This window comes from Kribbella sp. NPDC000426 (assembly GCF_040300265.1).
Taxonomy (GTDB): Bacteria; Actinomycetota; Actinomycetes; order Propionibacteriales; family Kribbellaceae; genus Kribbella.
The window spans coordinates 162,540-175,800 of sequence record NZ_JBEPDK010000011.1 but is presented as its reverse complement, the minus strand read 5'-3'; the positions used below and the strand labels follow the sequence as shown (position 1 = coordinate 175,800).

Genomic DNA, 13,261 nt, shown 5'->3' with positions numbered 1-13,261 from the left:
CTCAAGCCTCGGGTCAGAGCGCGGTGAGCCGGGTCTGGCCGGCGTTGGAGACGGACCACGTGCTGTTGATCGGCGGGACGGCGTTCGGTACCGGCGTGGTGGTCGTGCCCTGCGCGGAACTCAGCAGCACGGGCACGTGCCCGACCGTCAACTTGGTGGCCGTCCCCGACGAGGCCGCCTGGGTGATGCAGGGAGCAGGCAACGGGACCTGACTGGTCGTCACGTGTGCACACTGCGGCGGTACGGGCGCTGTCGGCGGCGCGGCCGGCAGGAATGCCAGACCAGCCTCCTGGCCGAGCAGGAGGACGCCCTTGCTGCCGACGGTCAGCCCGGTCGACACCGTGGCCACGCTGATCGTTCCAGCGTGGCCGCAGCCAACCGTTCCGCCCGCGACGACGACCGGCTCGGCCATCAACCGACCTTCAGTACGGAGCCGGCGTCACCTGTCGAAGGTGCTGGTTCGTCGCCCGGACGCTCAGTGAGTTCTTCGAGCACCTGAATCGCCCCGCTGATCCGCAGCAGGGTCTCTCGCAGCGTCACCTCCTGGGCCATGACCTCTTGGAGGCGTCGTTGTCCCACCTCGTACTCGCGCTGCAGTTCCGACAACCGTGCCTGCGCCTGCTCCCGCGTCCCGGCGTCCTGAGGCGTATCCGCCATGATCGTTCTCTCCTCTCCGCTTCTCAGCCGACCAGCACCCGGCCGGCCTTCTCGGTCTCGACGGCCAGCGGTTCGACGTCCGCCCGCACAGCCTTGACCTCCCAGCAGAAGCGCTGAGAGGGATTGCGCCCGTCCGCGGCCCGCACTGTGAACCGCCCGCGACGCACCGGCGAGGCAGCCAGCACGGCCACCTGCTCGTCCTCGTCACAGACAGCGGTGAGCATCACCGTGCGCTCCTCAGGGCGGACCAACGCCTCGAAGTACTCCGGAAGCTCCACCTCGGCCCGTCCGTCGACGAGGCGACCGGATCCGCGATAGAAGACCGCAGCCTCCGGGCCTTCGATGCACACGTGGTGCAGCGAGCGGTTCTCCGGGTCCAGCGGATGGTCGATGACGAACTGCTTCGTCCCGTCGCTGTAGAAGGCGCACCGCGGGTTGGCGACGTCCTGGCCAACGTAGATGCCACCCGTCGAGAACAGGTCGAAGGTCACGACTCCACCGCCGGACCAGGCTGGTACTGCGGGCGCGCCCCGGACACGCAGGTTCCCGTCCACCACACCGTCGCCGTGCACAGAGAAGGTGGCCGCCGCAGCTCCGCCGATGTGGACGCCACGACCGGTCGACCAGTTGAGGAACAGGTCGTCCGCCCCGTCGCTACCTACTGCCTTTCCGTTGACATGCCGCGCCGTGAGTACGCCGTTGCCGCCCGCACCGACGTAGACGTCGCCTGTCACTCGCAGGTCGGCCCGCCCACCCGCACCGACGTCGAGCGGCCCCATGGCCGAGACCCGACCGTCGCCCACATCCATGACCAAGGCAAAACCCGCACCCCGGCCCCAGATCCCGGCATGCCTGTCGTCGGACATCCCAAGGAACGCAGCGTCCCCGGATCCGTTCTGGTGAAGCCAGATCCCCGCTGACGCGTCACCTCCTTGGCGTACCCGCATCCGCCGCGGGACATCGAGCCCGCCACCTTCACCGGGTACGCCGACGGTGAGCTGGTCGCTCCCCGACCACAACCTGGCGCTGCCGTCCGCGGCGTACCAGACCCAGCGCTGCCCCGCATCCGGTCCCTCGACAAAGGCACCGACGTCACGGTCGGCGAACGAGAACCCTCCACCCGTGCCACCGCTGTGCACCTCGGACCCCTCGACGTGCAACCTCCGGGACGGTACGGCGGAACCGAGGCCGATAGCCACATCCCCGGTCGGACCGAGCGTCAGTCCGGCGGTGACCGTGCCGTCGGGGGCCGTCCGCTCCAACTCGAGCCCGCCGTCAGGCCGGGACCTCGGCCGGCTGCCGGTGGCCTGGCCCACGGCGAGCGCGGCTGGTCCACCAGTGGCAGTCGGGTAGCGGGTCACAGTGCCGGTCACCGCAAGCGCGAGGCGACGGCGATCAGCGGCCAGCGCGGTGACCGCTCCCAGGGCGTCCAGCGTGACCGTTGCGAGCACGACACTGTGCTCGTTCTCGACCCACGCTGCCACTGGCTCCAGGTGGAGCCACGGTGCGTGATCCAGCTCCGGCACCTGCCCCAGGTTCGAGGTCACCAACACCTCGCGCGCAACTATCGAGAGCACGAACTTGCCGGTGCTGCCGTCGGTCGGAAGGGCGACCCCGTCCACGGTGACATTCACCATCGGCACGTTCGTCTGCTGGTCGGCCGGCAGTGTCTGGTCAACGACGGCGGTGCCGTCGACAACGAGCGCTGCGACTCGGCCCAGACCGTCGACAGCCGCTCCGGGTGCGATCGTCAGTCCTGGCTGACCTGCCACAGCACTGACCTGCAGGCCGTCCGCGACGCCCGGCTCGAGCAGCGCACCGAGCGTGGTTCGCTCCATCGGCAGCAGGTAGCCGTCGACGTCGGTCAGACTCTCACCGCGCTGGGTGCTGCCACTGCGGATCGGGCCCTGGTCCAGGACCCCGTAGTACGTACGACGCAGTCGCATGCTGGCTCTCCTTCCGTCCGAAATGCCTCAGTTCGCGGTGATCCGGCCCCACTCGGTGTGCGCCGGGCGGTTGTCCTCCACAACACTGCTGACGATCGCCAGCACCTGGCTCTCGGCCGCGGACCGCGCGTCCTGGTCGACCGGCAGCCCACTCTCGAGAAAGTGGACGACGACGTCGAACCGGAACGGGCGCAGCCGCGGCCAGATCGGGGTGACCCCAGGTGCCTCCGGCTGGCCGGGGTCGCAGATGACAAGCCGGTCGCCGGCGGCAACCATCCCGGTCGGAAAGACCATGTGCCCCGCCTCGCTGACCCGCACCGCTTGCGGCGCCGCGGCATCGGGATCGACCTGGTAGACAGCCGCGCTCTCGCACACCGCCCGGACGAACGCGTCCTGGTCGAGCTGCCGGAACGGCTTGATCCCGATATCCAGAACATGTAGCGTGCCGTCGCGGGTCTGGGTCACCGCGGTCGGTGCCACCAGCGGATTGGACGTCGGCAGCAGCAGCGACTCCTCCCACGCCGCAGCGTTCGACCGGTCCACGACGACGAGATTGCCGGTCAGCAGTCCCGGGCCGAGGTTCTCCTGCTCACGCCCGTCGCCGATCACCAGCGTCGAGTCCGGACGTACCAGCAGAGACAGCGGTTCCAGCACCGTCGTCAACGGGTGTCGCGTGACCGACAGCGGGTTGAGCGTGACCGTGACGATCTTCGGCGGGTTGGGCGTGCCCGGGCCGTCGCCACGGTCGAGCACCAGCAGGTCACCGTTCACGTCGACCGCCATCGCGACCGGTACGAACAGGTTGTTGCCGACAGCAAGCGTGGTGACCGGTGTCGCAGTAGCAGCGTCGTACGGGGCGGCGACGGCGGTGAGTGCCCCGCGTACGTCGAGGATGTAGAGGGTCTCCGGCTGCCCGCCCTGTGGCGGACGCACCGCGACGCCGATCACCTGCCGGAACTGGGTGTCCGGGGCAACGGGTCGTGGCTTCGGCGGGGACCCGGCGTACGTGTAGTCACCGGACGGAGTCAGCCGCCACACCCGCGGCCGCAGTGGCAGCGGAACAGCTGTCGGCAGGCCGACGTCGCCCACGAACAGGTCTCCTGAGCTGCCACGGGCGATGCACCACGGACGGACCAGCCCCTCGGTGACGACGGTCGACCCACGCAGTACCGGCCCCTGGCTGACCATCACGCTGACCGGCGCGAGCAGGTCCGGTCGTGGCTGGGTGACGAGCACCCGGCTCCCATCATCGATGGCCACTCGGGGTCTGGCCGGTCCCAGCGTGTGCAGGGCGAGGTGGTCCAGGAGTCCGCCTTTGAGTCCCCGGCGGCGGTAGACGGCGGCGATCGAGGCGGTGACCCGTCTGCGCTGGTACTCGTCCCACAGCGGCTCGCCGCGCAGCGTCGGTAGGTCCAGACCCACCCACGAGGCGAGGTACGGCAAGAACTCCTCCGGCGTCTTCCACGCATCGAACAAGCGGTCGGTGCCGGCGATCACTTCGGACACGGCGTCGTGCACATGGTCGCCATGCTCAAGCCGTACGTCGTCGTCGATCCCGGTCAGCACCTTCTCGACGATGCGCAGCCACTCGCCCAGGCGGAGACCGTCGGGCGGGTCCGCATCCCGCCAGAGCACCGGCGGCAGATAGCGAAGGTACGAGCTCTGGTCCACGTCGTCCCCTCAGCTGTCCGAGACCTGGAGCTGGACGTCGTGCTTGCCGGTTGCAGCGCAAACCAGCTCGTAGTCGGCGAGCCGCACCGACGCCCCGAACCCGGACAGCGCGAACGGCCGCTCCAGCGTCGGGTTGTAGTTGGCGTCCGTCCCGGTCGGGTTCAGCGGCGGATAGTGGTACGCCGGAGTGTCCGGCTTCACCTGCAGCGTCGAGATGTAGCCGAGGTCCCGGGCCGGCATGATCGCCTGGAACAGGTCGGAGGTGTAGACGTTCTGACCGACCTGCCATCCGGTGCCGTCCGGGCCACCACGGGTCGGATGCAGGAAGGCCGCGATCCGGTCGAGGGTGTCGGCCTTGACGTCGTCAGTCTTCGCCCCCGCAGCCGCAGCCTCCTTCCAGATCACCACCTGCGCCTGCACGATGATCGGCAGGTACCGCGGTCCGGTGACCTGCAGCTGTACGCCGATGTCGCGGCGCTGGTCGAGGTAGCCGCGCACCTCGTCGACGAGCTCCGGCGTCGGAGTCGGCCTCGCGACCGAGTCGCCCTGGTCCGGAACGACGACGACAGTGACGTTGCCCGGTGCCCGCACCACCCCGGCGAACGTCCACGGATCACCGGCTTTCCAGGCCGGCAACTGGTCGAGCAGCTGCATCCGCGGCAGCAGGCAGGCCGTGACGACGACGCTCTTGTTGGGCTCCCCGGCGAGTACCTCGTAGTCCTCCGCCGTCACTGCTCGATCGCGAGTCTTCAGCTCGCGTGGTGCCCGGCGCAGCGTGTCGGCGACGGCCTCCTCGTCCGAACCGTCTGCGGCCGGAGCCAGATTGGTCACGGACTTCACCGCGGACAACTTCTCGCCGGCCAGCGTCGTCCCGGGCTCCACCACTTGGCCGGCCGCGACGTTCCCGGCTCCACCGGAAGCGACGTACCGGTAGGTGGCCCGGATCCGGCTGCCTGCCGCGGGGATCGAACCACTCCCCTGCCGCGCCTGCGGGTCGTAGTTGCCGAACGAGATCTCACCGACGACGGGATCGACCCGATACACGTCACCCGGCCCCGCGGCGAGATCCTCGACGGCACTCCAGGCCTGCCAGACCGGCGGCGTACCAGTGCCGACCTCCACGACCAGGTGCCCGTACGGCGCGCGTGGGTCGGGTGCGCGGTACAGCGGCCGGTAGCGCAGGGGGAAGGTCTGGAACGGCGTACCGTCACTCACCCCAAGGTCCTCCGGCACACGGAGGGTCAAGGCGGTGGAGGCATGCGCGGCGTTGAACAGGACTCGGTCGATGCCGAAGGCGGACTGGGTCGTGCCGCTGTTGACGAGACGAAGTCCCAGCCAGAAACGTGGCCGGGTGTTGGCGTCCGCAGGAGTCGCGGCGCTGACCGCACTCCAGGTCGGCGTCGCGGGTCCGTCAGATGTCGGCGCGGCCCGCTGCGCAGACCAGCCCGCGGGCGGTGTCAGGACCACGGTCCCGTCCTGACCGAGCGCCTGTGCCGGACCGCCGCCGGGCGGGAGGAACAGGGTTCCGTCCGTGAGCTCGCCGGCCGCAGGCTGCGTCCACGCGATCGGCTCCAGTGCCGCCGTCGAGTACACCCACGTAGCAGTCACCCCGGACGGCAGCGACCGGTACAGCCGAATTCCCAGCCGGGCGGCCTCCGCGGGCTTCGCGTCCAAGCCGAAACAGAGCTGCACCGTCTTACCCGCCGGGAGTGTGACGAGCGTCTTCGCCGCCGGCCAACCGACCAGGGCCGTCGTCACATCGCCGTACGTCGCTGTTGCGGCTCCGTTGTCGAACGGACCGATCTGCAGCGCGGTGTCGAGTTGCACGGGCAGGACCCGCACCGGCTCGTCGGTCTCGAAGACGATCCCGGGCCGGCCCTCGGTCGCCGCGGTCTGGGCCTGCGCTCCGGCGGCGATGTCGACCGGTCCGGCGTCGGTGCTGAACGTGAGATGCGTATGGGCCGGGGTCGGCGGGTCGCGGGTGATGCCGAGAAGGTTGAGGAAGGCAACATAGTTCTTCTCCGGGACCTGGTTCAGCCGGTACAGGACGCTCTCGGTCAGCCAGGCGAAGAGCTCGATGAGCGTGATGCCGAGGTCGCTCGGGTTGTGGTCGGTCCAGGTCGGCGCGTACTTCGGGATCAGGGCCCGCATCTGGTCGACCAGGTCCTGCCAGGTCCGGTCGTCGAGGTCCGGCGGCTCGATACGTCCACGCTGCGCGTCGAACGTCATGATGTCGGCTCCAGGTAGAAGGGGTAGACGAGGTTGTGCACGTCCTGGGTGGCACGCAGCCGGTAGGTGACCGTGATGACGAGTTGGGCGGCGCGGTTGTCGTCCTCGACGACGACGTCGAGCACCTCGATCCGCGGCTCCCACCGGGCCAGCCCCTCCGCGACGTAGTACCGCGCAAGACCCGCCGTGGCGGCGTTGTTCGGTGCGAAGGCGAGCGTGCTCAGGTTGCAGCCGAACGTGGGCCGCATGACCCGTTCGCCGTACTGCGTGCCGAGGATGATCCGGATCGACTCCTCGACCTTGGGTGATCCGGCGGACTCGCTGAGCCCGGCCACGCCCAGCCGGAAGGGATGGCTGAGCCCGCGCCCGTACACCGCCTCGTTCATCGCCGCCCCCTCGTCCGCGCGGTCATGTGACGTCCACCGAGGACGCCGTCATCGCGATCTTGGTCGCGCCCGCGGCCGCCTCGAGATGGAGCTCCTGCTCGGCCGACAGCGTCAGGTTGCCGTCGCCGGAGATCGAGATGTTGCCCTTGGCACTGATGGTGAGGTCGCCCGCCGACGCGATCGTGACCGCGCCGGTCAACGAGTTCAGCACCACCTTGCTGCCCTTGGTGTCCTGGATCGTCACCGACCGCGTCGCGTCGGAGTCGTCGAGCGTGACGGTGTGTCCGGCAGGAGTCTTGATGACACGCTTACTGGTGTTCCTCTCCGGCGGCAGCTGCTTCGCGTTCCACAGGCCGCCGAGAACGTAGGGCTGCGAGAGGTCACCGCCCTTGAACGCGACAAGCACCTGATCGCCGGAGGTGGGCAGCCAGTAGTGCCCGCTGCCAGAGCCGGCAGCAGGCTGGACGCAGGGCGCCCACCCTGTCTCCGTCTCGTCCGACAGCTCGGTCAACCGCAGCTTCACCCGGCCGAGTGGCGTCACCGGCGGAGTGGCCGTCAGCTCCTGGTTGTCGATCACCTCGGCGACCATGACGCCGTAGAACTTCTCGGCGTGCTCAGGGCCGGGTACGTCGACGGCCTTCTTCCGCAGCAGACCGAGCAGACTGGACTGTCCGCGCTGGCTGATCGAGAAGGTGGTGCGGAACCCTCCCGAGTCGATCGTGTGGGTCACCTTCCGCGCCCGGTAGGTGCCGGAGAAGCGCTTGCCGACGCCCTGGATCTCGACGTACTTGCCGGCGGTCAGGTCCGGGAGACCGACGCACGACCCGCTGCCTTCGTACATGCCCTCCAGCAGGTCGGCGAGCACCGAGCGCGCGATCTCCACCGCGCTGAAGGAGCTCGCGATGGTGTGGTCTCGGATCCCCTCACGGACCAGTGACATGAGCAGGTCCACGGCGGTGCTGCCCAGCCGTTCGAGCAGGTTGTCGGTGTTGAGGTCCGTCGCGAGCGCAGCCGCGTAGATGCTCTGCGCCAGCTCCTGGTTGTATCCGCGGATCACCTGTAAACCGGCCAGGCCGGCGCCGGAGATGCGGGCGTTGAAGCTGGACAGGTTCCGGCCCCACTGGAGGACCTCGGCGGCCAGTTGGGGTCGGGGGAACTGGAAGTGCAGTCGGTCCCATTCGACGTACACATCGAAGTAGTGGCGCTTGGCAAGAGACTTCAGCAGGGTGAAGTCGCTGTCGGTCTGCGAGAGGGGTTCGAGCAGTGGCGGCGTTGGGTCGACCAACGGAATGAGGCCGTTCTCGACAGCGATCCGGGCCGCGATCACGCTCGGGCTGGTGAGGCCGTACGTCGTCGGTTTCGGCTGATTGCGCCGGAGCCTGTGCGACTTGTCGTACCCGGTCACCTGGATCGTGGGTGGGCCGTCCGGCGGGAAGCTGGGCGCGACGGAGGTCACCTCACCGAGGAACGCCGGCCGAAGATCGTTGCCGTACCCGAGGTGGATCTCAACCGTCTTGCCGATGTCCAGGAGGGCGGAGTCGAGCAGCGTGTTGTCCGGGTTCCGCAGTACCAGCGTGAACGTGCCTGCCAGGTCAAGGTCGGTTTCGACGGTCAGGCTGATGATCTGCTCGGTGAGGTCCGAGGCCAGGGTGACGCCGGACAGCACGATCTCGAAGCGCGGTGCGTAGAAGGGCTGGGTCATGGCACCCGTCCTCGCGGTGGGATCACCAGCGTCGTTCCCGGCGGCACGCCGAGCGGGTCGTCGATCTTGTTCGCGCGAGCGATCTCGCGCCACAACGCGGGATCGCCGAGGTACGCCGCTGCCAGACCGGCGAGGGTGTCGTTGGCGCTCATGACGTGCAGCGTGGTGGTGACGCCGATCATCGCGCCGACGGCGTTCGCGGCCGCTGACACGGTCGGCGAGCCGAAGAACACGCCCTGATGGATATCGACCTCGAGACGCACGTACTCCTGGAAGCGGACGGACAGGCTGCTGCGCACCGGCGTACCGTCGGGCAGGAACATCGTGTAGCGCTGACCGGCGTCCACCAGCACGCATTGGAACTGCAGCCGTCCCAACGAGAACAGCAGAATCGGCGGCGCCTGCTCCTGCGGATCCTTGTCGAGCAGCTGGACGACCGGGGCTGTGAAGGTACGGACGTCCTCGCCCGTCTCGTAGGTATCGAAGAACAACTCCATCGACAGGGTCCGGGCCTTGCCGCGGACGTACTGCACCGGCGGGGTGCTCAGTCCTGGAATGCCTACCTCTGCGAAGGTGTTGCCCTGCTCGAGCTTCACCTCTTCGGGGTTGTACATCACCGAGTGGACCTCGTGCGTGAAGGTGTTGATGATCGTCGCCTTGGCCAAGGCGCGAGTCGGCTCGGTCATGTCAGCCACCTCGCTCGTACTCGCTCATGATCTGGCGCATCACGTCTGCCACCACGCCCCGCCGCAGCGACTCGAGATCGACGGCCGGAGGGCCCTCCAGATCCCGGTCGGTCGCCGCACGGGCGGCCTGGGGTGCCGTGGCGTGCACAGTCGTCCCCGGCACGCTGGCTGCTTGACTCGGCGCGCCCGTCCCCCCAGGGAAGCTCGCCAGCGTGGCACCGCTGACAGTGCCTGCCCGGGAGACACCGCCGACCGGCTGCGCGTCTGAGTCCGTACGCCGATTGTCGTCACGACGCGCACGCCCCGTCGGCTCGTGAACCGTGCCGGCGAGGACTTGGCGTTCATGGTCCCGAGCCAGTGGCTCACCGGCGTCCGCGCCGACAGCGCGCTTCCATCCCGTGCCCGGGTCGAGCAGCGCGGCGACGTGGGTGGCCTCGTGCGCGAGCAGCGCGACTCCGTCCTCCCGCTGCGGCGCATACCGATCCCGGCGTACATGGACGTCGCGGCCGACCGTCACGGCGTCCGCGTCAGCCGCCCGCGCGACCGCGTCGGCGTCCGGGCCGACGTGTACCTGCATGGCATCAGCCGCTGGGCCGACGATCTCGCGCAACCGGGACTGCACCTGCGAGGGGACTTCCCGTACGTCGCCCTGCCGAGCCTCGCCATACTCCGCAGTGCGCTCAACTGGACGGGCAGGCTGCTGGGTGGCTGCCGAGGACCGCGGGCCACGCGCTGCGATGTCCGTGCGCGGCCGTTGTTCGACGCGCTCGAACCGCTCGCCCGACATCTCCGCGAGCTGTTCGACCCGCCGCGCGAGGACAGCGAACGGCCCGGCCCACGCCAGGCTGGGCATGTAGCCGGCGATCCGCGCGCGGGCCTGCGCGTCCAGCAGCTGACCGAGTGTGGGCCGCGTCGACGTACTCCGCTCCTCCGCGGGCGATTCGTCGTCCATTGCGATCCTCCTCTCCAGTCTCCGCTGCTAGCCGTCGTCCGCGAGTTGCGCGCCGACCTCGCCGACCCAGCGCAGCCGCTGTGCGTGGTCGAGGTCGAGCAGCTCCTCGAGGGTCCAGTGGACGTGACGTCCGAGGAAGGCGACCTCGTGGTGAACCCGGTCCACGGGGTAGCCGGTCATCCCCCCAACGGCATCACCTCGACGACGTGCTGGGCGCCGCACTGCGGGCAAGTCACTGCCAGCTGGGTCGCGGTGAGCCCGTTCAGCCGGTTGTAGAGGTCCTGCAGGTACGCCAGATCCTCGGAGAACAGCCCTTCGACCACGCCGGCATGCACCTCCGGCAGGCTGCCGAGCTTGGTCACCACCCGGGCCAGCACCAGCACGACAAGGTACGCCGGCCAGTTGCGGACCCGAGGGTCCTTGAGCGGGTAGATCTCGTCCGCGGCGGTCGCCAGGCGCATCACACCCGTCCGGTGCACGGTGCCGGTCGCGTCGACGTACCCCTTCGGCAGCTCGAACTCGACCTCGGTGACGAGGGCCGTCACGCTCGCGTCAGCCCTTCGTGCGCGAGCGTCAGGGTCTCGATCGCCACCTCGTTGCCCTTGGCCGAGAACGACGGGAGCTCGCACTTCGTCGGCCAGGCGCGGATGAAGTTCCATCGGGCCCGCTCGGTACTCGCGTCGAAGTCGAACAGGATCAACGTGCCGTGCTTACGCACGACCTGACCGTCGATGATCTGCTGCCGCCAGTTCCACAGGTCGAGGTTGTCGGTGACCCCCCACTTCAGCGTGATGTCGCCGTACGCCGTCTTGCCGGGCAACTTGTGCACCGTCGTGTTGTCCCCGCCCTCGCGGTACTCGACGACCTCGGTCGTCGACGACAGGCCGCTGCACTCGCTGAAACCGGCCTGCGTGATCCCGTCGATCTGCACCAGGAAGTTGAAGTTCCGGTACGGATCGACGAGCTGTCCTGTCTGTGCCATCGTGGTCTCCCTAGCTTTCGGTGGTCCGGGAGCCGTCGTCCCACAGTCCGATCCGGATCACGACGAACTCCGCCGGCCGGACCGGCGCCACCCCGATCTCGATCACCACCTGCCCGGCGGCACGGACCGCCGCAGGGTTGAGTTCCTCGTCGATCCGCACGTAGAAGGCCTCCTTCGCCGTCCGGCCGAAGAGCGCACCGGACTGCCACACCCTGGTGAGGAACTCCGTGACAGTCAGCTCGAGGCTCTTCCACAGACCGGTGGTGTTGGGCTCGAAGACCGCCCAGCGCAACCCGTCCAGCAGCGAGGCCTCCAGGAACGCGACCAGCCGACGGACGTTCACGTACCGCCACTCGGTCCCGTCGGTGAGGGTGCGGGCGCCCCAGAGCAACGGCGGACGGCCGGGGAACACCCTGACGGCGTTGATGTTTCCGTGGTTCAGCGCACCCTGTTCGGTGTCGTTCAACAGGTACGACACGTCCCGAGCACCCCGAACCACCTGGTTCGCCGGTGCCTTGTGCACACCGACCGTGGCGTCGCAACGAGCCATGATCCCCGCCACGTGACCCGACGGCGGCGTGAACGTCGTGGACGACGGTGTCGGCGCCGGATCGTCGACGAGGATCCACGGCCAGTACAGACCGCCCCAACCGCCCTTGGACAGCAACGCACCGCGCTGGGTCTGCAGTGGCCCGTCCGCCTTGAGCGGCGCGGTGTCGTTGGCGCCGTCGAGGATCGCGAACCGGTTGGCCATCACCTCGCAGTGCGTGAGGATCGCGCCCTGGATGCCGGAGTCGACCGCGCCCGGCGCGCACACCAGGCTCGCGTCCCGCACCCTGGTCAGGCTGTCGAGCGCCGTCGTCATCCCGGCGGAGTCCTTGATGTCCTTGACCGGGACGACGTACGCCGCCGTACCGCCGTTGTCGAAGAATCCACGGACGGCATACGGCAGCGGCTCGCCGGTCTTGAAACCGCCGAACTGGTCGACGTACTCCGTCCAGGTGGTGATCGGCACGGGGATGCCGAGGTTAGCGGCCGGGACGGTTCCGACGGCTTTGCCGATCAGTGCGGCGGTACTTGTCCCGACACCCGTGATCGGCCCGGCGGCCTGTTGCTCCTCGATGTAGACGCCTGGCGCCTTGGTCTCGTAGTCGACCATGCTTTCTCTCCTCGGCGATGCCGGGTCAGGGCCCGGTCAGGATGACGTCGTGAACCTGCGCGTCGGCCGCGTAGTCGACGTGCTTTGTGGTGTCGGGACTTCCGGCCGTCTGAACGGTGAGGGTGTAGGCGCCGAAAGGTACGTCGGTGAAACTGAAGCCGCCCAGCGCATCGACACCGGCGCTCCGGCCGGCCTCCACCAACTGGACGGTGGCTTCCGGGACCGCGTCGAGTGCACTGGTCAGCACTCGACCGCGCAGCACCGGGTCCCCGACCAGTCCGCTGCGTAGCTGCACGGCTGTGACCTGTGGGTCGGTGCGAGTCTCGGGGAACGGGACCGCTGCCAGCGTCACCGTCAGGGACAACGCAGGTCGCGGCGCGATCCCCAGCGCCGTCCAGAACTCGCCGATGGACTGCCCCTCACGACGCTGGGCAACATTGACGATGACGGGGTACGGCTGAGGTGGGGACTGCAGAAGCCCTTGCAGATGGCCCGTGTCCAGCACCGGGAACCTGCAGAGCCATTGCAGCGTCAGGCCGAGGATCTCGTGCTCCTCGGCAGTCTGCAGACCGCCGGTCTTCGTCGACCAGGCTGTGACGAGGTAGGTGCAGTCGACCCGGACGGCAGGCCTTCGGGTCAGATACCCCTGGGCGACGCGTTCCGTCACCGGTGTGTCGTCTCGCAGTGCGCGGTTCTCCTCCACTTCGTGCAGGAAGAGATTGAGCGTCGCCTGGGTCGGCGCGAAGGTCTTGTCGGGCACCGCGAAACTCACCTCGGCGGTACGTACCGGCGACGGGGCCGCCGGGTCGTCCAGCATCGCGGCCAGGGTCGCGTCGAGATCGTCGAACATCCCGCCCTCCCCTCAGCTCGTGCCGGCCCGACCGATCGTGT

Annotated in this window: 14 protein-coding genes; all 14 read right to left on the bottom strand. The window is 68.8% G+C overall.

Annotated features, from left to right (window positions below):
• Nucleotides 1–13: 13 nt before the first annotated feature.
• The 14 genes from ABT313_RS41830 to ABT313_RS41765 are packed head-to-tail and all read right to left on the bottom strand — an operon-like array spanning nt 14 to nt 13,220.
• On the bottom strand, nt 14–412 hold the full coding sequence (locus ABT313_RS41830) for a hypothetical protein (protein WP_350866178.1): 399 nt from the start codon (nt 410–412) through the stop codon (nt 14–16).
• Complete coding sequence (locus tag ABT313_RS41825) at nt 412–657, bottom strand: hypothetical protein (protein WP_350866177.1); 246 nt, start codon at nt 655–657, stop codon at nt 412–414. The genes ABT313_RS41830 and ABT313_RS41825 overlap by 1 nt, the downstream gene beginning before the upstream one ends.
• A gap of 23 nt (nt 658–680) precedes the next feature.
• Nucleotides 681–2,603 (bottom strand): hypothetical protein, encoded by a 1,923-nt coding sequence (locus tag ABT313_RS41820; protein ID WP_350866175.1) that lies wholly within the window; start codon nt 2,601–2,603, stop codon nt 681–683.
• Between the two features lie 27 nt (nt 2,604–2,630).
• A complete protein-coding gene (locus tag ABT313_RS41815; protein ID WP_350866174.1) occupies nt 2,631–4,274 on the bottom strand; it encodes a phage tail protein in 1,644 nt (547 codons plus the stop codon).
• A gap of 9 nt (nt 4,275–4,283) precedes the next feature.
• Nucleotides 4,284–6,503, bottom strand: a complete 2,220-nt coding sequence (locus ABT313_RS41810; protein WP_350866172.1) for a putative baseplate assembly protein — start codon at nt 6,501–6,503, stop codon at nt 4,284–4,286.
• Entirely contained in the window at nt 6,500–6,889 is a 390-nt protein-coding gene (locus ABT313_RS41805) for a GPW/gp25 family protein (RefSeq protein ID WP_350866170.1), read from the bottom strand. Before ABT313_RS41805 ends, ABT313_RS41810 begins: the two co-directional genes overlap by 4 nt.
• Nucleotides 6,890–6,911: 22 nt before the next feature.
• Entirely contained in the window at nt 6,912–8,591 is a 1,680-nt protein-coding gene (locus ABT313_RS41800) for a phage baseplate assembly protein V (RefSeq protein WP_350866169.1), read from the bottom strand.
• Nucleotides 8,588–9,277, bottom strand: coding sequence for a CIS tube protein (locus ABT313_RS41795; RefSeq protein ID WP_350866167.1), 690 nt, complete (start codon nt 9,275–9,277; stop codon nt 8,588–8,590). Before ABT313_RS41795 ends, ABT313_RS41800 begins: the two co-directional genes overlap by 4 nt.
• Before the next feature lies 1 nt (nt 9,278).
• Complete coding sequence (locus tag ABT313_RS41790) at nt 9,279–10,229, bottom strand: eCIS core domain-containing protein (RefSeq protein ID WP_350866165.1); 951 nt, start codon at nt 10,227–10,229, stop codon at nt 9,279–9,281.
• A 27-nt stretch (nt 10,230–10,256) separates the two neighbouring features.
• Nucleotides 10,257–10,409 (bottom strand): DUF6760 family protein, encoded by a 153-nt coding sequence (locus tag ABT313_RS41785; RefSeq protein ID WP_350866163.1) that lies wholly within the window; start codon nt 10,407–10,409, stop codon nt 10,257–10,259.
• Nucleotides 10,406–10,774 (bottom strand): hypothetical protein, encoded by a 369-nt coding sequence (locus ABT313_RS41780; protein ID WP_350866161.1) that lies wholly within the window; start codon nt 10,772–10,774, stop codon nt 10,406–10,408. The genes ABT313_RS41785 and ABT313_RS41780 overlap by 4 nt, the downstream gene beginning before the upstream one ends.
• Nucleotides 10,771–11,211, bottom strand: coding sequence for a phage tail protein (locus tag ABT313_RS41775; RefSeq protein WP_350866159.1), 441 nt, complete (start codon nt 11,209–11,211; stop codon nt 10,771–10,773). Before ABT313_RS41775 ends, ABT313_RS41780 begins: the two co-directional genes overlap by 4 nt.
• A gap of 10 nt (nt 11,212–11,221) precedes the next feature.
• Nucleotides 11,222–12,370 (bottom strand): phage tail sheath family protein, encoded by a 1,149-nt coding sequence (locus tag ABT313_RS41770; protein WP_350866157.1) that lies wholly within the window; start codon nt 12,368–12,370, stop codon nt 11,222–11,224.
• A 25-nt stretch (nt 12,371–12,395) separates the two neighbouring features.
• Nucleotides 12,396–13,220: a Pvc16 family protein gene (locus tag ABT313_RS41765; RefSeq protein ID WP_350866155.1), complete on the bottom strand. Its 825-nt coding sequence runs from the start codon at nt 13,218–13,220 to the stop codon at nt 12,396–12,398.
• Between the last annotated feature and the right edge of the window lie 41 nt (nt 13,221–13,261).